We start from the raw sequence: 19,113 nt of genomic DNA, 5'->3' as shown, positions 1-19,113 counted from the left end.
CGATCGGGTGAAACAGAGGCGGGGACGGAGCGGGGCGCGGCGTGTGGGCGGCGCGCTGCTCGCCGCGCTGCTGCTCGCCTCGGGCTGCGCGGCCCCCGACGACGACGCCCCCGGGGCCACCGACCGCGCCGTGCGGGCCGTGCTGGACCGCCGGGCGGCCGCGGTGCTGGACCACGACCCGGCCGCCTATCTGGCCACCACGGACCCCGGCGCCACCGGCTTCCGCACGGCCCAGCGCCGGGAGCTGGCCAACCTCGCGGACGTCCCGCTGAGCTCCTGGACGTACCGGCTGCGCGAGATGACCGCGCGGGGCTCCGACCGGGTCACCGCGGAGGTCGAGCTGGGCTACCGGATCAAGGGCTACGACGCCGCCCCGGTCACCTCGGACCGGGTGATCGACCTGAGGCGGGACCGGACGGACGGCCGCTGGTACGTCGTCGGCGACCGGGCGGGCGCGGACCGGGTCCGCCCGCTCTGGCAGCAGGGCGAGGTGCGCGTGGTGCGCGGGAAGCACAGCCTGGTGCTCGGCGTCGGCCGCAGCGCGCGGGAGCTGCGCGCCGTCGCGGCGACCGCGGACCGCGCGGTCCCCGCCGTCTCCCGCGCCTGGCCGGAGGGCTGGGCGGGCCGGGTGGTGGTGCTCGTGCCGCGGACGACGCGGGACATGGCGGAGCTGCTGGGGTCGGCGGCGGCGGACTACCGGGGCATCGCCGCCGTCACCACCGGGCGGACCGGCTCCGCGCACAAGAACCCCGCGGACCGGGTGATCGTCAACCCGCAGGCGTACGGCACGCTCGGCCCCCTCGGGCGGCGGGTCGTCCTCACCCACGAGACCACCCATGTCGCCACCCGCGCCCGCACCTCCGCCGCGACCCCCGTCTGGCTCTCCGAGGGCTTCGCCGACCGGGTGGCCTACCGCGCGGAGGACCGCACCCCCGCGCAGATCGCGCCCGGACTCGCCCGGACCGTCAGGCGCGGCGACCCGCCGGCCGCGCTCCCCACGGACGAGGACTTCGGCTTCGCGGGCGACCCGGAGCGCCTGGCGCGGGCCTACGAGGGCGGCTGGGCGGCCTGCGAACTGATCGCCGACCGCTGGGGCGAGGAGAAGCTGTCCGCCTTCTACCGGGCCGTCGGGGGGCACGCGGAACGGGACGGAGCGGTACGGGAGGCGATGCGCGAGGTGCTCGGCACCACCCCGCAGGAGTTCACCGCCCTCTGGCGGGAGTGGCTGCGCTCCCGGCTCGGCTGAGGGCTGTCCCGTAATTCCTGGCGGGCGCGCGACGGCGGCTGCGGCACCTCGCCGCGTTGTCGGGATCGCACGCACCGGACACCGTCCGATCGCACGCACCGGACACCGTCGGACCCGCCCTCCGGACGGACGACGCCATTTCCGATACACATCCAGGGCCTGTCCTCGAAGTGCCGTCGTCCGGCCGGAGGCCGGGCACCCGCACGGCAGGTGGCAGTCCGGGGACAGGTCCTGGGGACAAGAGGCCCCGGGGCCGGGGTCCTCCGTCCGGATCGCGGCCGGATCAGGCGCCGGGGCGCGCGAGCCCGGCGAGGTCCGGACGAGAGGCCCCGGGGTCCTCCGTCCGTGCCGGGGCCGGGCCGTCGTCGCCGCGCGCCGCCCCGGGCACCGTCCGCCGCCACAGCCTGCGGCAGGCGATCAGCGTCGCCGCGACCAGCACCCCGTTGCGCAGCAGCATCAGCGTCACACCGGTCGCGTCACTGGTCACCACATGGGTGAACCCGAAGGGGAACTCCCACTGGGTGAGGCCCGTCGCGGCCAGCACCAGGGCCGCGGGCAGCACCATCCGGCTCTCGCGGAACACCAGGCAGACCGCCGCCAGCCCGACCAGCCACAGCATGTACTGGGGGCTGAGCACCCGGCTCGTCGTGGTGAACAGCAGCACCGCCGCGAACGCCGCGTCCGCCGGGGTGCTCGCGCCGAAGTCGCGGGCCCGCAGCCGCCACACCAGCAGCCAGCCGAAGGCGAGGACGGACAGACCGAGGGCCAGCGTGCTCACCAGCGGCACGTACGGACCCAGGAACTCCATCGAGCCGTAGTGGTACTCCACCCGGCCCGGCCAGCCGAACTGCCGCGCCACATGGAAGACCAGCGCGCCCAGCGACTCCACCTCGGTGCCCCGGTCGCGCTGGGCGCCGAGGAAGGCCAGCGCCCCCGGCATCGCCACGGCACACCCCGCCAGCAGCCCGGCCCCGGTCACCGCCGCGGCCGTCCACGCCAGCCGCGTGCGCCGGCCGCGCGCCGTACCGGCCAGGACCAGCGCCGGCCACACCTTCAGCAGCGCCCCGACGGCGGCCAGCGCCCCCATCGCCCGGGGATGCCGCAGCCCCGCCAGGAGCGCCGCCACCGCCACCGCCGTGACCATCACGTCGTACCGCGCGTACGCCGTCGTGCCGAGCAGCGGCACCCCCGCCACCCACATCCAGGTGCCCGCCTGCCACCGGCCGTCGCCCCGGCCCGCGTACATCAGCAGTCCCAGCACCAGCAGGTCGCAGACGAACGCGAGGACGAAGAAGGCCGAGGCGTAGTCCAGGAACGGCAGCAGCGCGGGGGAGAGGACGGCGAGCGCCGCCAGCGGCGGGTACTGCCAGGTGACGTCGGACTCCGGATACGTACCGGTCTTCAGCACCTCGGACCAGCCGTGGTAGATCACCGAGACGTCACTGGTCACGTCCGGTCCGGAGAGCGCGATCACCTTGGTGACGCAGAGCAGCAGCACGACCCTGGTCAGGGCCCACACCGCCGCGGCGGCGAGCCGTCCGCCGGTCGATCCCGTCATGGCCGTCCCATCCGTTCTCCTCGCCGGGCGCCCGGTCGGCACGCGCCGGGTACGAGGAGCCATGATGCCCGTACGGGCGGTGCCGGAGCCATCCGGTGCGGACCGCCCGGTACTGTCGGCCGGGATGGACAAGACCCTGATCGTGACCAACGACTTCCCGCCCCGGCCCGGCGGCATCCAGGCGTTTCTGCACAACATGGCGCTGCGGCTGGATCCCGGACGGATCGTCGTGTACGCCTCCACCTGGAAGCGGACCCCCGAGGGCATCGCGGCCACCGCCGCCTTCGACGCCGAGCAGCCGTTCACCGTCGTGCGCGACCCCACGACGATGCTGCTGCCGACGCCCCGGGTCACCCGGCGCGCGGTACGGCTGCTGCGCGAACACGACTGCACCTCCGTCTGGTTCGGCGCCGCCGCCCCGCTCGGGCTGATGGCACCGGCGCTGCGCAGGGCGGGGGCCCGCCGGCTGGTCGCCACCACCCACGGCCACGAGGCGGGCTGGGCCCAGCTGCCCGCGGCACGCCAACTGCTGCGGCGGATCGGCGAGGGCACCGACACGATCACCTATCTGGGCGAGTACACCCGCTCCCGGATCGCCCCCGCGCTCACTCCGGCGGCCGCGGCGCGGATGACCCGGCTGCCGCCCGGCGTCGACGAGAAGACCTTCCACCCGGATTCGGGCGGCGGCCGGGTCCGGGCGGGGCTGGGGCTCTCGGACCGGCCCGTCGTGGTCTGTGTCTCACGGCTGGTGCCCCGCAAGGGCCAGGACACACTGATCCTCGCGATGCCCGCGATCCTGGCCCGGGTGCCGGACGCGGTGCTGCTGGTCGTCGGCGGCGGGCCGTACGCCAAGGAGCTGGAGCGGCTGGCCGAGGAGACCGGGGTCGCCGGGTCCGTGCGCTTCACCGGACCGGTGCCCTGGGAGGAGCTGCCCGCCCACTACGGCGCGGGCGACGTCTTCGCCATGCCGTGCCGCACCCGCCGCGGCGGCCTCGACGTGGAGGGCCTCGGCATCGTCTTCCTGGAGGCGTCCGCGACCGGCCTTCCGGTGGTGGCGGGCGACTCCGGCGGCGCGCCCGACGCGGTGCTCGACGGCGAGACCGGGTGGGTGGTGCGCGGGAACAGCGTGGAGGAGTCGGCCGACCGGATCGTCACCCTGCTCCGCGACCCGGAGCTGAGGCAGCGGATGGGGGAGCGGGGCCGGGCCTGGGTCGAGGAGAAGTGGCGCTGGGACCTGCTCGCCGAACGGCTCAGGACGCTGCTCTGAGCCGCGTACGCGCGCGGCCGGTGCGGGACCGTCACTCCGCCCTCCCTCGGCGGGCGGGACGGCCACCGTGCCGCGTACGCGGCCGGGCACCACGCGGAAGGGCACGCACGCCAAAGGGCCCGCACGTACGCGTGCGGGCCCTTCCGGATGCGGATACGGAGCGCCGGTCAGCTCCGGTAGATCGACTCGATCTCGTCCGCGAAGTCCTTCGCCACCACATTCCGCTTCAGCTTCAGCGACGGCGTGATGTGGCCCGCCTCCTCGGTGAACTGCGCGTCCAGGATGCGGAACTTGCGCACCGACTCCGCCTTGGACACCGCCGCGTTCCCGTCGTCCACCGCCCGCTGCACCTCGGCCAGCAGCTCCGGGTCCTCGCGCAGCGACCGGGCCGTCGAACCGGACGGCCTGCCGTGCTCCGCGGCCCAGCGGCCCAGGAACTCCTCGTCCAGGGTGACCAGCGCGCCCACGAACGGCCGCCCGTCGCCGACCACCATGCACTCGGCGATCAGCGCGTGTCCCCGGATCCGGTCCTCGATCACCGCGGGAGCGACGTTCTTGCCGCCCGCCGTGACGATGATCTCCTTCTTGCGGCCGGTGATCGCGAGGTAGCCGTCCTCGTCCAGCGTGCCGATGTCACCCGTGTGGAACCAGCCGTCGGCCAGCGCGTCGGCCGTCGCCGCCTCGTTGTTCCAGTAGCCGGTGAACAGGTGCTCGCCGTGCAGCAGCACCTCGCCGTCGTCGGCGATCCGCACCACCGAACCGGGCAGCGGCTGGCCGACCGTACCGATCTTCTGCCGGTCCCACGGGTTGAAGGCGGTGGCCGCACAGGTCTCGGTCAGGCCGTAGCCCTCCAGGACCGTGAAGCCGATGCCCCGGTAGAAGTGGCCCAGCCGCTCGCCCAGCGGCGCGCCGCCGGAGATCGCGTACTCGCCGCGCCCGCCGAGCACCGCGCGCAGCTTGCCGTAGACCAGCCGGTCGAAGATCTTGTGCTTCAGTTTCAGACCCAGCGCCGGACCCTGCGGCGTGCCCAGCGCGCGGCTGTAGGCGATCGCGGTGCTCGCGGCCTTGTCGAAGATCTTCCCCTTGCCGTCGGCCTGCGCCTTGGCGCGCGCCGCGTTGTACACCTTCTCGAAGACCCGCGGCACGCCGAGGATCAACGTCGGCCGGAACGACGCCAGTTCATCGGTGAGGTGCTTGATGTCCGGTACGCAGCCGAGCTTGATCGGGGCCATCACCGAGGCCACCTCGACCAGCCGCCCGAAGACGTGCGCGGCGGGCAGGAAGAGCAGCACGGAGCACTCGCCGGTACGGAAGAGCGGCTTCAGCCGCTCCACCACGTTGCCGCACTCCGCGAAGAAGCTGCGGTGCGTGAGCACACAGCCCTTGGGGCGGCCGGTGGTGCCCGAGGTGTAGACGATGGTGGCCGGGTCGTCCGCCTTGGCGCTCGTCATCCGCAGGTCCAGCGTCTCGTCCGGGACGTCCTCGCCGATCGCCGTCAGCCCGCGGATCGCGTCGTCGTCGATCCGCCAGATGCCCTTCAGGGCCGGCAGATCCGCCTGTACGGAGACCACGGAGGCCTGGTGCGCCTCGGATTCCACCACGCACAGGGCGGCACCGGAGTCACCGAGGATCCACTGGATCTGCTCCGGCGAACTGGTCTCGTACACCGGGACGGTGACCGCGCCCGCGCTCCAGATCGCGAAGTCGAGCAGCACCCACTCGTAGCGGGTGCGCGAGAGCAGGGCCACCCGGTCGCCGGCCTCGACACCCGCGGCGATCAGACCCTTGGCGACGCCCCTGACCTCGGCCAGGAACCGCGTGGCGTCGACATCGGTCCACACGCCCCCCACCTTGCGGCTCATCACCGCGACATCGGGATGCTGAGCGGCATTGCGGCGGATGAGATCCGTCAGGTTGCCGTCCGAAGGGACCTCGTACAGGGCCGGAAGGCTGAACTCGCGCAAGACTGCTGCTCCTCATCGGGCTCCGGTGCCACGGCTCTGTGTGACGCACCGGCTGCGGTCCAAGAATGGCAAGCGCTCAGTGGGGTGAGCGCAACTGGACTGCCCGGACGTTACCCACGAGTACTCGGTTCCCGATAGGGGGTTCCGGCCAGATGTCTTATGCGTCACACATAACGGTGATCCTTGGCCGCACAGTAGTCCACCCGCGTGACCGGACGACGGTATTCGCAGGTCCGGCGGCCTCTACCCAGGTGACCGGACGGGTTCTAGGGTGATCGTCATGCGAGCCGGACCGGACAGCCCAGCACCGTCGACCCGACGACGTACGCGCATCCATGTGGTCAGTGATGTGCACGGCAACAGCGAGGCGCTGGCCCGCGCCGGGGACGGCGCCGACGCGCTGGTCTGCCTCGGCGACCTGGTCCTCTTCCTCGACTACGCCGACCACTCGCGCGGCATCTTCCCCGACCTCTTCGGCGTGGAGAACGCCGACCGGATCGTCGCGCTGCGCACCGCGCGCCGCTTCGAGGAGGCCCGCGAGTTCGGCCGGGGCCTGTGGGCGGGCATGGACCGCAACGCCGCGATCGTCTCGGCGGTGCGCAAGCAGTACGCCGAGCTGTTCGCGGCCTTCCCCACACCGACGTACGCCACCTACGGCAACGTGGACATCCCCGGCCTGTGGTCCGAGTACGCACACCCCGGCACCACCGTCCTGGACGGCGAACGGACCGAGATCGGCGGCCGGGTGTTCGGCTTCGTCGGCGGCGGCCTGAAGACCCCGATGAACACCCCGTACGAGATCGGGGACGAGGAGTACGCGGCCAAGATCGAGGCGCTCGGCCCGGTCGACGTGCTCTGCACCCACATCCCGCCCGAGGTGCCGGAGCTGACGTACGACACGGTGGCGCGCCGCTTCGAGCGCGGCAGCCGGGCCCTGCTGGATGCCATCCGCCGGACCCGCCCCCGCTACGCCCTCTTCGGCCACGTCCACCAGCCGCTGGTCCGCCGGATGCGGATCGGCGCCACCGAATGCGTGAACGTCGGCCACTTCGCGTCCACCGGCCGGCCCTGGGCCCTGGAGTGGTGACCGGACCGGCACCGGGCCCTGGGACGAGCCACCGTGCGCACGCGATAGCCTTCTGACGGCAGGCATCTGCCGACGCACCGGTACACCGCACTGGAGGAGCCACGGCGATGGCTGAACACACCAGCTCGAGCATCACGATCGAGGCGGCACCGGCCGACGTCATGGGAGTGATCGCCGACTTCGCCCGCTATCCGGAATGGACCGGCGAGGTCAAGGAGGCCGAGGTCCTCTCCACCGACGACCGGGGCCGCGCCGAGAAGGTCCGGCTGGTCCTCGACGCCGGGGCGATCAAGGACGACCACACCCTCGCCTACACCTGGATCGGCGACTACGAGGTCAGCTGGACCCTCGTCAAGTCCCAGATGCTGCGCGCCATCGACGGCTCCTACGCACTGGCCCCGCTCGGCGACGGCGACCGCACCGAGGTCACCTACCGGCTGACCGTCGACGTCAAGATCCCGATGCTCGGCATGATCAAGCGCAAGGCGGAGAAGGTCATCATCGACCGGGCCCTGGCCGGTCTGAAGAAGCGCGTCGAGTCCGTCCCGAAGGGCTGACCCGGTGCGTACGGTCCTCGTCACCGGCCCCGGCGGCGGCGGCCGTACCACCGTCGCGGCGGCGACCGCACTGGCCGCCGCCCGCCGCGGCCGGCGCACCCTGCTGCTGTCCGCCGACGGCATACCCGGCTTCCCCGGGAACACCGAGCCCACCGAGGTCACCGACGGCCTCTGGTCCGCCCGCGTCGACTCCGGCGAGCACTTCCGCGCCGAACTCCTCGCCCTCCAGGACCAGGCCGCCACCGTGCTCGACCTGCTCGGCGGGAACCGGCTGGACGGCGAGGAGCTGACCGAACTCCCCGGCAGCACCGAGCTCGCCCTCCTGCACACCCTGCGCCGCGCCGCCCGGGGCGACTGGTCGCGCCTCGGCCACGACCTCCTCGTCGTCGACCTGCCACCGCTGCGCGAGGCACTCGCCCTGCTCGCCCTCCCCGAGCAGCTGCGCCGCTATCTGCGCAGGCTGCTCCCTCCGGAACGCCAGGCCGCCCGCGCCCTGCGCCCGATGCTCGCCCAGCTCGCCGGCGTGCCCATGCCCGCCCAGTGGCTGTACGAGGCGGCCGCCCGCAGGGACGCCGAGCTCGCCGCCGTCCAGGCCCTGATCGAGGACCGCGGCACCACCCTCCGGCTGGTCGCGGAGCCCGGCCCCGCCGCCGAGGACGCCCTGCGCACCGCCCGCACCGGCCTCGCCCTGCACGGACTGCGGGTCGACACCCTCGCGGTGAACCGGGTCCTGCCCAGGCACTCCGCCGACCCCTGGTTCGCGGAGCTCGCCGCCCAGCAGGAGAAGACCGCCGACCGCTGGTCCGAGGAGTGGGCGCCCGGGACCGCGCTGCGCGAGGTGCCCCACCTCGGCCGCGACCCGCGGGGCCTCGACGACCTCGCCCGGCTCGCCGAGGACGACGCACTGGCCCCGGAACCGGACGGACGGGGCGGCGGCCGCGCCGAGGACCCCTGGTGGATCGAGAGCCCCGGCACCCCGGACGGAACGGGCGGGGCGCTGCCCGGCGGCCGGATCGTGACCGTCCCGCCGGCCGACGACGGCGAACCGGTCCTCGTCTGGTGCCTGCCGCTGCCCGGCGCCGTCAAGAAGGACCTCCAGCTGGTCCGCCGCGGCGACGAACTGCTGCTCACCGTCGGGCCGTTCCACCGGATCGTCCCGCTGGAGTCCGGACTGCGCCGCTGCACCGTCGCGGGCGCCGCGCTCACCGACGGGGTGCTCCGGGTCCGGTTCACCCCCGACCCCGGACTCTGGCCGCGGACGGACTGAACGGCACGTCGCGCTTCGGGTAACGTCGGTAGTACGTGCCCCGTGTGCCGCACCGCCGGCACACCCCGTCGCAGGAGTCCGCCATGAGCGATGCCACCGATCGTCCCGTCGACGACGACGCGTGGGCGAAGGCCTGCGCCGAGGACCTGGAAGCGGAGAAGGCCCGCCGCAGGGCCCAGCACGGCCCGCCGCCCGGCTCCGCCGCCGAGGAGCTGCGCAAACTGGTCGACGCCGTGGCCGACAAGGTCTCCTCGCTCCAGTCGCCGCTGCTCGGCGCGGCGGCCCAGGGCACCGTGCAGCAGATCATCAGGCAGGCGAAGTCCGCGGTCGAGCCCGTCATCGAGCGCAATCCGGACGTCTTCGACCACATCGCCGCGGCCGGCAGCGAACTCCTCGCCGCCTACCGTTCCGCCGTCGAGGGCCAGGAGCGCCGCTGGACCCAGGGCGCCGAGGGCCCCGGGAAGAAGGCCGACGACCCCTCCGACCCCCGTGACGAGGGCCCCGCCGCGGGCGAGCACATCGACCTGGACTGACCGGCAGCGATGGGCCGGGTCCCCGGCTCGGGTACGGTTGGCCCCAGCGGGGCTCGACCGGAACTGAGGGATTCATGGGACTCACCATCGGCGTCGATATCGGCGGCACGAAGATCGCGGCTGGCGTGGTCGACGAAGAGGGCCACATCCTCTCGACGCACAAGGTGCCGACCCCGCCGACGGCCGAAGGCATCGTGGACGCGATCGCGACGGCCGTGTCCGGCGCGAGCGAGGGCCACCGGATCGATGCCGTCGGCATCGGCGCCGCCGGATACGTCGACGACAAGCGCGCCACCGTGCTGTTCGCGCCGAACATCGACTGGCGGCACGAGCCGCTGAAGGACAAGGTCGAACAGCGCGTCGGCCTCCCCGTCGTCGTGGAGAACGACGCCAACGCCGCGGCCTGGGGCGAATACCGCTTCGGGGCCGGGCAGGGCCACGACGACGTCATCTGCATCACGCTCGGCACCGGCCTCGGCGGCGGCATCATCATCGGCAACAAGCTGCGCCGCGGACGCTTCGGCGTGGCCGCCGAGTTCGGCCACATCCGGGTCGTCCCGGACGGTCTGCTCTGCGGCTGCGGCAGCCAGGGCTGCTGGGAGCAGTACGCCTCCGGACGCGCACTCGTCCGGTACGCCAAGCAGCGGGCCAACGCCACTCCGGAAAACGCCACGATCCTGCTGTCGCTCGGCGACGGCACGGTGGACGGCATCGAGGGCAAGCACATCAGCCAGGCCGCCCGGCAGGGCGACCCGGTGGCGGTGGACTCCTTCCGGGAGCTGGCCCGTTGGGCCGGCGCCGGACTCGCCGACCTCGCGTCGCTCTTCGACCCGTCCGCGTTCATCGTCGGCGGCGGAGTGTCGGACGAGGGCGAGCTCGTGCTCGATCCGATCCGCAAGTCGTTCCGGCGCTGGCTGATCGGCGGGGAATGGCGCCCGCACGCCCAGGTGCTCGCGGCCCAACTGGGCGGCGAGGCCGGGCTGGTGGGCGCGGCGGACCTGGCCCGCCAAGGCTAGGCCCCGTCTTCGAACTGCGGTCGTCCGGCGGCGCTCGGCACGCACGCTCGCCGCGCTGCCGGGATCGCCCCGTACCGGGTGTACGGGGCGAGTGCCCCTGCCGGGCACCGCACGGCAGGCGGTACTTCCGAGACAGGTCCTGGGGCCCATCGCCCCGGACCGGGCCGGACCGCACCGGCCGGACGGATCGGCCGGACGCCCGTCGCGCCCCTGGGGGAGCGGCGGGCGTCCGTCGTATCGTGAGACGCATGGTCCTCACGCCATTGCCCGACTCCCGTACCGAGCCGGACGGTTCGGCCGTCATCCGGGTGCTCAGCTACAACATCCGGTCGATGCGCGACGACCCCGAGGCGCTGGCCCGTGTCATCGGCGCCTGCGCACCCGATCTGGTCTTCGTCCAGGAGGCCCCGCGCTTCTTCCGCTGGCGCAAGCGCGCGGCCTGGCTCGCGGCCCGCACCGACCTGGTCGTCCTCGGCGGCGGCGCCACGGCGGCCGGGCCGCTGCTGCTCTGCTCGCTGCGGGCCACCGTGGAGCGGACCGAGGACGTCCTGCTGCCGCGCACCCCCGGACTGCACCGCAGGGGCTTCGCCACGTCGGTGGTGCGGATCGCGGGCACCCGGATCGGTCTGCTGAGCTTCCATCTGAGCCTCCAGCGGGACGAACGCCTGGCCCAGACCGGGATGCTGCTGGAACGGCTGGACGAGATGGGCGTCGAGCACGCCATCGCGGCCGGCGACCTCAACGACGTACCGACCGGGAGCGCGTTCGACCGGCTGGCCGGGCGGCTCCAGGACTGCTGGGCGGTCCGGCCCTGGGGCGGGGAGCACACCTTCGCGCCGGACCACCCGCGCCGCCGCATCGACGCGGTCTTCGCGACGGACGGGATCGAGGTGCTCGGCTGCGGCGTCCCCGCCGGGCTGCCCGGGGTCACGGAGGCGGACCTGAAGGCGGCCACCGATCATCTGCCGGTGCTGGCGGCGCTACGGGTGCCCGCGATCAGGCCCTGAGCGGCCGCGGCGGAGGCCCGCCGCGGCGCCCCGGCCTCAGACCACCGCCCCGCGCCCGGGGTCGTCGCCGTCCTCGTCGTCGTCGCTCATCCGCGCCACCAGCGTGACGAAACCGCCCAGGAAGCCGCCGACGCAGACCGTCGTGAGCCACCAGGTCATCTCCCAGCGCAGCAGCACCGCGAGCAGCATCAGCACCGGACCGCCGACGACCGCGAGCCAGGCGAACTTCGCCGTGACATCGGCCTCCGGCAGCGGCGGCGGCTCCGGCGGGACGAAATGGCCCTCGTCGCTGTCGTCGAGATCGTCGTCCTTGGGCTCCGCCGGCTCGTAGTCGCGCGGCCCCATGACACCGGGGGCGAACACGATGGAGCTGCCGAGCGGCTTCTCCGGCGGCTTCACGGACTTCTTCCCGAGCCCCTTGTCCGGATCCAGGACGCCGGGCTGGTCGTCCTCCAGCAGCGCGAGGTCCTCGACCGACCGGAACGGCTTGGTGCCCGGCGGGTCCGGCGGCTCCTCGCCGTACCCCGCGACGATCGCCCGCCACGCGGCGTCCTCGTCGACCGACGGCCCGGACCGGCCGTCGTCGGCGCCCGGCACCGCCTCCCGGGCCGCGGTGTCCTGCGTGCCCGCGCCGTCGTCGGGCGCCGCCGCTCCCTCGGCGGGAAGTGGCTCGCGCTCCTCCTCGCTGCCCGCGCGTTCCGCGTCGTGCTCAGCCACCTGACGTGCTCCCCTTCTTTCCGACGCTCGGGGCGAGGCGGCCGATGAACCGGTGGCTCTCCTCGAAGATCCGCTCCGCATCGTGGTCCAACGTCGCGACGTGGTAGCTCTGTTCCAGCAGGATCTCCTCGACGTCCGTCGACGACACCCGGCTGAGGATGCGGGCCGAGTCGGCGGGCGGCACCACATGGTCCTGCGGGCTGTGCAGCAGCACGATCGGCTGGGTGACCTGGGGCAGCTCGGCGTCGACCAGCCGGAAGAACTTCCGCAGCGAATGCGCCGCGTGCAACGGCACCCGGTCGTACCCCACCTCGTCGGAGCCCGGCAGGGCGATGTCGCTCGCCAGCCCCTTCGTCGTCCGCACCAGATGGCGGGCGACCGGCAGCGCGTACGCCGACAGGCCGTGCACCTTGTTCGCCGGGTTGACGAGCACCAGACCGCTGATCGCGTCCCCGTGCTTCGCCGCCAGCCGCAGCGTCAGCGCGCCGCCCATGGACAGCCCGAAGACGAAGACCCGCTCGCACCGCTCCAGCAGGGCGCGCAGCTCCCGGTCGACCTCCGCGTACCAGTCCTGCCAGCCGGTGAGCTGCATGTCCTCCCAGCGGGTGCCGTGCCCCGGCAGCAGCGGCAGCGAGACGGTGAGCCCGCGCTCCGCCAGATACCGCGCCCAGGGGCGCAGCGACTGCGGGGAACCGGTGAATCCGTGGCAGAGAAGGACGCCGACCTCTCCGCCCTCGTGGCGGAACGGCTCGGCTCCAGGAAGGACCGGCACCGGGGTCTCCTGTTCGTGAGGCTCGAAAGGGGAGCGAAAGGGGGAGTGCAGAAGGATGACTTCACCGTACGCGACCGGGCTGACACCGACCAGGGTCGTCACCTGCTCCGGCCGCCGCACGGGCTCCGTGCCGGGCGGCGGGGCGGGCGCCACGGGTTAAGGTCTGTCGGACAGAAGTCCACAGGAGGCACCCGAGTTGATCTACGGCGCAATGAAGTTCTCCATCGGCGGCTCGCTGAAGCTCGCCTTCCGGCCATGGGTGGAGGGCCTGGAGAACATTCCCGCGCAGGGACCGGCGATCCTCGCGAGCAACCACCTGTCCTTCTCCGACTCCTTCTTCCTGCCGGCGGTCCTGGACCGCAAGGTCACCTTCATCGCCAAGTCCGAGTACTTCACCGCACCCGGTGTGAAGGGCAAGCTGACCGCCGCCTTCTTCAAGGGCGTCGGCCAGCTCCCGGTGGACCGCTCGGGCGCCCGGGGCGCCGGTGAGGCGGCCATCAAGGCGGGCATCGAGGTCATCGAGAGCGGCGGCCTGTTCGGCATCTACCCGGAGGGCACCCGCTCTCCCGACGGCCGGCTCTACCGCGGCAAGCCCGGCGGGCTCGCCAGGGTGGCGCTGGCGACCGGCGCGCCCGTCATCCCGGTCGCGATGATCGACACGGAGAAGATCCAGCCGCCCGGCCAGGTGGTGCCCAAGCTGATGCGCCCGGGGATCAGGATCGGCAAGCCGCTCGACTTCAGCCGCTACCACGGCATGGACGGGGACCGCTTCATCCTGCGCTCGGTCACCGACGAGGTGATGTACGAGATCATGAAGCTCTCCGGCCAGGAGTACGTCGACATCTACGCGACGGCGGCCAAGCGCCAGATCGCGGACGAGGCGAAGCGCCGCGCCGAGGCGCAGAAGCTCGGGAACGACGAGTCCGGGACACAGGGCTGAGGGAACGGTACGGCGCGCCCGCGCGCCGCTGCCGTCCGGGGGGTGGGGGAAGTGGCCAGGCGCGAGCGCGTCGTACGGATGTCGGTCGAGCAGCCGCTGTGGCGTGCGCTGACGGCGTACCGCGTCATCACGATGCTGTACGCGGTGCTGCTCTCCGTCTTCGGCCGGGAGAAGTACGACCGGCCCTGGGTGGCCGTCGCCTTCCTGGTGGTGATGGTGGTCTGGACGCTCGTCACCCTTCCGAAGGTCTCGGGCGCCGCCGCCTGCACCAAACGCTTCCTCGGCGCCGATCTGACCGTCGCGCTGGCCGGGATACTCCTCACCCCGCTCGCCGATTTCGAGGCCCAGCAGGTCGACGGTCCGACGCTGTCGTCCATCTGGACCGCCGGTGCCGTGCTGGCCTACGCCATCAAGGGCGGCTGGCGCTGGGCCGCCTTCGCCTCCACCTTCGTCGCCGTCGCCAACATCATCGAGCGCGGGCACCCCAGCCGGGACACCTTCCACAACGTGCTGCTGGTCTGGGTCGCCTCCATCGCGATCGGGTACGTCGTCGAGGTCGCCAGGGCCAGTGAGCGCACCCTCGCCCGTGCCCTGGAGATCGAGGCCGCCACCCGGGAGCGGGAACGCCTGGCCAGGGACATCCACGACAGCGTGCTCCAGGTCCTCGCGATGGTGCAGCGGCGCGGCACCGCGATCGGCGGGGAGGCGGCCGAGCTGGGCCGGATGGCGGGGGAGCAGGAGGTCGCCCTGCGCACCCTGGTCTCCAGCGGACTGGTGCCCGCCACCCGGGTCTCCGAGGACGCCGCCGAGGGCGCCGTGGTCCGCAGCGTGGAGGTCGACGACGAGCCGTCCGGCCGGGCCGACGATCTGCGCTCCCTGCTCGCCCCGCACGCCGGCTCCCGGGTCAGCTTCGCGGAGCCGGGCGCTCCGGTGCTGCTGGCCCCGGCGGCCGCGCGGGAGCTGGCGGCCGCTGTCAGTGCAGCCCTGGACAATGTCAGGGTGCACGCGGGGGAGAATGCCCAGGCGTGGATCCTCGTCGAGGACTGGCCGGACGAGGTGATCGTGACGGTCCGGGACGACGGCCCCGGAATCCCGGAGGGGCGGCTCGCCCAGGCCGAGGGGGAGGGGCGGATGGGGGTGGCCCTGTCGATCCGGGGGCGGCTGCGCGACCTGGGCGGCACGGCGGAGTTGATCTCGGTGCCCGGCCAGGGGACCGAGGTCGAGTTGAAGGTTCCGAAGGTTTCACGGGGGAAGGCGGGATCAGCGAGATGAGCACGGAGAACACCCAGGGCACCGAGGAGCGGGTCATCAGGGTGATGGTGGTGGACGACCACCCGATGTGGCGCGACGCCGTCGCCCGCGACCTCTCCGAGTCGGGCTTCGACGTGGTGGCGACGGCCGGTGACGGACCGCAGGCGGTCCGCCGGGCGAAGGCCGCCACCCCGGACGTCCTGGTACTCGACCTCAACCTGCCCGGCATGCCCGGTGTCCAGGTCTGCAAGGAGCTCGTCGGCTCCCATCCGGGGCTGCGGGTGCTGGTGCTCTCCGCGAGCGGTGAGCACGCCGATGTGCTGGAGGCGGTCAAGTCCGGCGCCACCGGCTATCTGCTCAAGTCGGCCAGCACCCAGGAGCTGACCGAGGCCGTGCGGTCCACCGCCGTGGGCGACCCCGTCTTCACGCCGGGCCTGGCCGGACTGGTCCTCGGCGAGTACCGCAGGCTCGCCTCCGACCCCACGCCCGTCGCCTCCGACGAGCCCAAGGCCCCGCAGCTCACCGAGCGCGAGACCGAGGTGCTGCGGCTGGTCGCCAAGGGGCTCTCGTACAAGCAGATCGCCGAGCGGCTGGTCATCTCGCACCGCACGGTGCAGAACCATGTGCAGAACACCCTGGGCAAGCTCCAGCTGCACAACCGGGTGGAGCTCGTGCGGTACGCGATCGAGCGCGGTCTCGACGACGCCTGAGCGGCACGGACCCGGCCGCCCGGCCGTCCCGTCCCGCACGCGACCGAGGCGCAGCGGTGCGGCACGGCACGGCCGGGCGGCGGGGCAGGGGCGGGGGCCGTATATTCGCGATATCGGCGACGACCGGCCCGAGCCCCTGACCTGCCGATCCGCGACCTGCCGATCGATGATCCGCCGATCAGGGACCTGCCGACCAGAGCTCTGCCGACCAGAGCCCTGCCGGTCCGTGATCCGCTGATTCGCGCGACGAACGGGAGACGCCGTGGAGATCCTGGCCTTCGGTGTGCAGTCCGACGAGAAGCCGCTGATCGAGAAGGCCTTCGCCGGACAGCACGACGTCCGCTGCCTGGACGTCTTCCTGAACAAGGACACCGCCCCCATCGCGGCGGGCTACGAGGCCATCTCCACCAGCGTCAACGCGGACCTGGGCGCCGGTGTCCTCCAGACCCTGGCGGCGGGCGGCACCCAGCTGATCGCCCAGCGCTCCACCGGCTTCAACAACATCGACCTCGACGTCGCCGAACGCCTCGCCCTGCGGGTCGCCCGGGTCTCGTACTACTCCCCGTACTCGGTCGCCGAGTTCGCCTGGACCCTCGCGATGGCCGTCAACCGCCGGATCATCCGGGCGGCGAGCCGCACCCGCGACTTCGACTTCCGGCTCGACGGACTCCTCGGCCGCGACATGCGCGGCCGCACCGCGGGCGTGATCGGCACCGGCAAGATCGGTGAGGCCTTCACCCGTATCGCCCACGGCTTCGGCATGGAACTGCTCGGCTGGGACATCGCCGAGAACCCCGCCTGCACCGCGCTCGGCATGACGTACGTGGACAAGGAGCGGCTGCTCGCGGAGTCCGACCTGATCAGCCTGCACGTCCCGCTGCTGCCCGAGACCCACCACATCATCGACGCGGACGCCCTGACCCGGATGAAGGACGACGCGATCCTGATCAACTCCAGCCGCGGCGGACTCATCGACACCACGGCACTGGTCACCGAACTGCGCGCGGGCCGCTTCCTGGGCGTCGGACTCGACGTGTACGAGGCGGAGGCCGGGCTCTTCTTCCTCGACAAGTCGCTGGAGGGCGTCGACGACGACACCCTGGCCCGGCTCGTCACCTTCCCCAACGTCATCGTCACCTCGCACCAGGCGTACTACACCGAGGACGCGGTGGGGCAGATCATCGACGCCACCGTGCGGAACGTCGCCGACTACCTGGCCGGCCGCCGCAGCGAGAACGTCCTGGTCCCGGCGCACCCGGCGCGCTGAGGCCCCGGATCGTCCCGGGGCCCGTACGCCTCCTTCAGCCGGCCACCGGCAGCCCCGCCAGCAGCTCCGTCACGATCGCCGCGCCGCGCAGCGTCAGCACCGACTCCGGATGGAACTGCACCGAGGCGAAGCCCGGCCCGCGCAGCGCGTGCAGCTCGCCCGTGGCCGGGTCGACGCTCGCCCCGATCCCGTGCGCCGCCAGCTCGTCGGCCGCGGCCTCGTCGCAGCGCGCGGTGAAGCTGTTGTAGAAGCCGACCGTCTCCGGCCGCCCGAACAGCTCGATCCGGGTCTGCGCCCCCTGGTACGGCACGGTCCTGCGGACGATCTCCAGACCCAGCTCGGCCGCGATCAGCTCATGGCCGAGGCAGACCCCCAGCAGACCGTGCCGGTGATCACGGACCAACTCCGCGGCGAGCCCGCGCAGCAGCCGCATCTTCGGATCGCCGGTGTCGCCCGGATTCCCCGGCCCGGGACCCAGCACGACCGGACCCTCGTGCGCCCGAGCCAGCGCGCGGAGCCCCGGCTCGTCGTAGCGGTGCACCGACACGTCGAGGCCCGAGGAGCGCAGCAGATGGGCCAGCATCGCGGTGAAGGTGTCCTCCCCGTCGATCACCAGCGCCCGGCCGGACAGCTCGTGGGTACGCTCCTGCATCCGCAGCCAGAACGGGGCGAGACCGTCCCGCCGGGCGTCCAGCGCCGCCCGCACCCGCGGATCGCCCGCCAGCCGGGGCCGGGCCGCCTCCTCCGCCGGCCGGCCCGGCCGCACCCCGAGCGCGGTGAGCACCCCGGCCGCCTTCGCGTGGGTCTCGGCGACCTCGCCCTCCGGATCGGAGTGACGCACCAGCGTCGCCCCCACCGGAACCCGCAGCTCGCCGTCGGCCGAGATGTCGGCGGTACGGATCAGGATCGGTGAGTCCAGGCTCTGCGCCCCGCCCGGTTCCTGCCGCAGCAGCGCCAGCGCCCCCGCGTAGTAGCCCCGTCCGCCGGACTCGTACCGCTCGATGACCCGGCAGGCGTTCTGCACCGGGGAGCCGGTGACCGTGGCCGCGAACATGGTCTCCTTCAGCACCTCCCGCACATCCAGCGAGGAACGCCCGCGCAGCTCGTACTCCGTGTGCGCGAGATGGGCCATCTCCTTGAGCCGCGGTCCGACCACCACCCCGCCCATGTCGCCGACCGTGCACATCATCTTCAGCTCCTCGTCGACCACCATGGAGAGCTCCTCGGTCTCCTTGCGGTCGGCGAGGAAGGCCAGCAGGCTCTGCGCGGTGGGGCCCCCGGCGGGGTAGCGGTACGTACCGCTGATCGGGTTCATCACCACCGTCCCGCCGGACATCCGCACATGGACCTCGGGGCTGGCGCCGACCAGCGTCCTGTCGCCCGTGTGCACGACGAAGGTCCAGTACGCGCCGCGCTCACCGGCCAGCAGCCGCCGGAAGAGGGCCAGCGCGTCGGCCCGGCCGAAGCCGGGGATCTCGCCGCGGAAGGTCCGCCGGACGACGAAGTTCGCGCCCTCGCCCTGCCCGATCTCGTCCTCGATCACCCGCCGGACGATCCCCGCGTACTCCTCGTCCCCGACGTCGAACGCACCGCCCTCGACCCGCACGTCCCGGACCGGCAGCCGGTCCAGCACCTCGGCGAGCGGCAGCTCGTACGTCTCGTCCGCGACCAGCACGGACAGCGGTGTCCCGTCGTCGCGCACATCGAAACCGCGCTCGGCGATCTGCCGGAACGGCACCAGGGCGAGCGAGGGCAGCTCACCGACGGGGAGGTCGGCGAGCCGGTCCGCCTCGCGCACCCGGCCGATCAGCACCTCGACGGTGTCCTGGTCGTGGCCGGGGGTGCGCCTGCGCAGCAGCGCGAACGGCGGGCAGTCGTCGCCCAGGAGCCGGTCGACGACGGCATCGGTGCGGTGAGGCATGGAGGTGTTCCTTCCGGATGGAGGAACGGCTCC

At 73.1% G+C, this 19,113-nt stretch carries 17 protein-coding genes; 12 read left to right on the top strand and 5 right to left on the bottom strand.

Translation table 11 applies throughout. The features are described 5' to 3' along the window. Positions 1–7 precede the first annotated feature (7 nt). Positions 8–1,246 carry a hypothetical protein gene (locus ACFVFH_RS01685; RefSeq protein WP_383761897.1) on the top strand — a complete coding sequence of 413 codons (1,239 nt, stop codon included), beginning with the start codon at positions 8–10 and terminating at the stop codon, positions 1,244–1,246. A gap of 283 nt (positions 1,247–1,529) precedes the next feature. Here ACFVFH_RS01685 and ACFVFH_RS01680 read toward each other — a convergent pair whose 3' ends face one another. Continuing rightward, entirely contained in the window at positions 1,530–2,804 is a 1,275-nt protein-coding gene (locus ACFVFH_RS01680; protein ID WP_383761894.1) for a glycosyltransferase 87 family protein, read from the bottom strand. Positions 2,805–2,928: 124 nt separating this feature from the next. Here ACFVFH_RS01680 and ACFVFH_RS01675 point away from each other — a divergent pair, with 124 nt between their 5' ends. After that, the gene (locus ACFVFH_RS01675) at positions 2,929–4,071 is read left to right on the top strand and encodes a glycosyltransferase family 4 protein (RefSeq protein WP_383761892.1); all 1,143 of its coding nucleotides are present in this window, start codon (positions 2,929–2,931) and stop codon (positions 4,069–4,071) included. Positions 4,072–4,238: 167 nt separating this feature from the next. On the opposite strand, the gene ACFVFH_RS01670 is transcribed toward ACFVFH_RS01675, so the two are convergent. Then, a complete protein-coding gene (locus ACFVFH_RS01670) occupies positions 4,239–6,035 on the bottom strand; it encodes an AMP-dependent synthetase/ligase (RefSeq protein WP_383761889.1) in 1,797 nt (598 codons plus the stop codon). Positions 6,036–6,315: 280 nt separating this feature from the next. Between ACFVFH_RS01670 and ACFVFH_RS01665 the strand changes: the two genes are divergently transcribed. From ACFVFH_RS01665 to ACFVFH_RS01640, 6 genes are all read left to right on the top strand, one after another. Continuing rightward, positions 6,316–7,122 (top strand): metallophosphoesterase, encoded by an 807-nt coding sequence (locus ACFVFH_RS01665; protein WP_383761886.1) that lies wholly within the window; start codon positions 6,316–6,318, stop codon positions 7,120–7,122. Between the two features lie 107 nt (positions 7,123–7,229). After that, positions 7,230–7,679: an SRPBCC family protein gene (locus tag ACFVFH_RS01660; protein ID WP_383761883.1), complete on the top strand. Its 450-nt coding sequence runs from the start codon at positions 7,230–7,232 to the stop codon at positions 7,677–7,679. Between the two features lie 4 nt (positions 7,680–7,683). Continuing rightward, positions 7,684–8,946 carry an ArsA family ATPase gene (locus ACFVFH_RS01655; protein ID WP_383761881.1) on the top strand — a complete coding sequence of 421 codons (1,263 nt, stop codon included), beginning with the start codon at positions 7,684–7,686 and terminating at the stop codon, positions 8,944–8,946. Positions 8,947–9,029: 83 nt separating this feature from the next. Beyond that, positions 9,030–9,479 (top strand): DUF5304 domain-containing protein, encoded by a 450-nt coding sequence (locus ACFVFH_RS01650; RefSeq protein ID WP_383761878.1) that lies wholly within the window; start codon positions 9,030–9,032, stop codon positions 9,477–9,479. A gap of 74 nt (positions 9,480–9,553) precedes the next feature. Next, the gene (locus tag ACFVFH_RS01645; RefSeq protein ID WP_383761876.1) at positions 9,554–10,495 is read left to right on the top strand and encodes an ROK family glucokinase; all 942 of its coding nucleotides are present in this window, start codon (positions 9,554–9,556) and stop codon (positions 10,493–10,495) included. A 248-nt stretch (positions 10,496–10,743) separates the two neighbouring features. Next, positions 10,744–11,502 carry an endonuclease/exonuclease/phosphatase family protein gene (locus ACFVFH_RS01640; protein WP_383761874.1) on the top strand — a complete coding sequence of 253 codons (759 nt, stop codon included), beginning with the start codon at positions 10,744–10,746 and terminating at the stop codon, positions 11,500–11,502. A 36-nt stretch (positions 11,503–11,538) separates the two neighbouring features. On the opposite strand, the gene ACFVFH_RS01635 is transcribed toward ACFVFH_RS01640, so the two are convergent. Together ACFVFH_RS01635 and ACFVFH_RS01630 are read right to left on the bottom strand one after the other, a co-directional pair. Beyond that, positions 11,539–12,219 (bottom strand): hypothetical protein, encoded by a 681-nt coding sequence (locus ACFVFH_RS01635; protein ID WP_383761871.1) that lies wholly within the window; start codon positions 12,217–12,219, stop codon positions 11,539–11,541. Further along, entirely contained in the window at positions 12,212–12,991 is a 780-nt protein-coding gene (locus ACFVFH_RS01630; RefSeq protein WP_383761870.1) for an alpha/beta hydrolase, read from the bottom strand. The genes ACFVFH_RS01635 and ACFVFH_RS01630 overlap by 8 nt, the downstream gene beginning before the upstream one ends. 196 nt (positions 12,992–13,187) lie before the next feature. Between ACFVFH_RS01630 and ACFVFH_RS01625 the strand changes: the two genes are divergently transcribed. The 4 genes from ACFVFH_RS01625 to ACFVFH_RS01610 all read left to right on the top strand — a co-directional run bounded on the left by ACFVFH_RS01625 (position 13,188) and on the right by ACFVFH_RS01610 (position 17,159). Beyond that, positions 13,188–13,931: a lysophospholipid acyltransferase family protein gene (locus ACFVFH_RS01625; protein WP_383761867.1), complete on the top strand. Its 744-nt coding sequence runs from the start codon at positions 13,188–13,190 to the stop codon at positions 13,929–13,931. 51 nt (positions 13,932–13,982) lie between these two features. After that, positions 13,983–15,203, top strand: coding sequence for a MacS family sensor histidine kinase (macS, locus tag ACFVFH_RS01620; protein WP_383761864.1), 1,221 nt, complete (start codon positions 13,983–13,985; stop codon positions 15,201–15,203). Further along, a complete protein-coding gene (locus ACFVFH_RS01615) occupies positions 15,200–15,892 on the top strand; it encodes a response regulator (protein ID WP_383761862.1) in 693 nt (230 codons plus the stop codon). Before macS ends, ACFVFH_RS01615 begins: the two co-directional genes overlap by 4 nt. A 262-nt stretch (positions 15,893–16,154) precedes the next feature. Then, positions 16,155–17,159, top strand: coding sequence for a 2-hydroxyacid dehydrogenase (locus tag ACFVFH_RS01610; protein WP_383761859.1), 1,005 nt, complete (start codon positions 16,155–16,157; stop codon positions 17,157–17,159). Positions 17,160–17,193: 34 nt separating this feature from the next. Here the strand turns inward: ACFVFH_RS01610 and ACFVFH_RS01605 are convergent, their stop codons facing one another. Further along, complete coding sequence (locus ACFVFH_RS01605) at positions 17,194–19,080, bottom strand: anthranilate synthase family protein (protein WP_383761856.1); 1,887 nt, start codon at positions 19,078–19,080, stop codon at positions 17,194–17,196. Positions 19,081–19,113: the final 33 nt, after the last annotated feature.

The organism is Streptomyces sp. NPDC057697 (genome assembly GCF_042799335.1).
Lineage (GTDB): Bacteria > Actinomycetota > Actinomycetes > Streptomycetales > Streptomycetaceae > Streptomyces.
The sequence above is the reverse complement of the archived record's forward strand: the minus strand, read 5'-3'. Positions and strand labels throughout refer to the sequence as shown.